Genomic DNA, 702 nt, shown 5'->3' on the forward strand with positions numbered 1-702 from the left:
GAGATCGCGGGTTCAAATCCCGTCGGGACCGTATGGCTTGGTAGCTCAGTTGGTAGAGCATTTGATTGAAGCTCAAAGTGTCGGCGGTTCGATTCCGTCCCAAGCCATTTAAATAAAGCGGAGGGATAGCGAAGTGGCTAAACGCGGCGGACTGTAAATCCGCTCCTTCGGGTTCGGCAGTTCGAATCTGCCTCCCTCCATAGGATAAGACCTAGAGGACGATAGGGACTTAGTTTAACGGTAGAACAACGGTCTCCAAAACCGTTAGTGTGGGTTCGATTCCTACAGTCCCTGTTAGGTGGAAAATGGCGATTGTGGCGAAGTGGTTAACGCATCGGTTTGTGGCACCGACATTCGAGGGTTCGATTCCCTTCAGTCGCCTCTTTATATTATTGGGGTATAGCCAAGCGGTAAGGCAACGGACTTTGACTCCGTCATTCGTTGGTTCGAATCCAGCTACCCCAGTTTTTTTATTTTATATAGAAGAATAGCTATGAAAGATATGGCGGTATAGCCAAGTGGTAAGGCATGGGTCTGCAAAACCTCGATCACCGGTTCAAATCCGGTTACCGCCTTACAATTAGGCCGGTGTGGCGGAATTGGCAGACGCGCTGGACTCAAAATCCTGTGCCTTCACGGGCGTGTCGGTTCGACCCCGACCATCGGCATATTTTTTATAAATACATCAGTTTTGAAGACCTT

The 702-nt window shown here is 49.3% G+C and carries 7 tRNA genes; all 7 read left to right on the top strand.

The features are described from left to right. The first annotated feature begins 34 nt into the window (after positions 1-34). A tRNA-Phe gene (locus HMPREF2811_RS07965) sits at positions 35-107 on the top strand. Positions 108-119: 12 nt separating this feature from the next. Beyond that, positions 120-200: transfer RNA gene (locus HMPREF2811_RS07970), tRNA-Tyr, on the top strand. Positions 201-223: 23 nt separating this feature from the next. Beyond that, positions 224-294, top strand: a tRNA-Trp gene (locus tag HMPREF2811_RS07975). A 14-nt stretch (positions 295-308) separates the two neighbouring features. Then, positions 309-381, top strand: a tRNA-His gene (locus HMPREF2811_RS07980). A gap of 12 nt (positions 382-393) precedes the next feature. Next, positions 394-465: transfer RNA gene (locus HMPREF2811_RS07985), tRNA-Gln, on the top strand. Between the two features lie 39 nt (positions 466-504). Beyond that, positions 505-575, top strand: a tRNA-Cys gene (locus HMPREF2811_RS07990). Between the two features lie 9 nt (positions 576-584). After that, positions 585-668, top strand: a tRNA-Leu gene (locus tag HMPREF2811_RS07995). The last annotated feature ends 34 nt before the right edge of the window (positions 669-702 follow it).

It is taken from the genome of Globicatella sp. HMSC072A10 (assembly GCF_001811625.1).
In the GTDB taxonomy this organism is placed as follows: Bacteria; Bacillota; Bacilli; order Lactobacillales; family Aerococcaceae; genus Globicatella; species Globicatella sanguinis.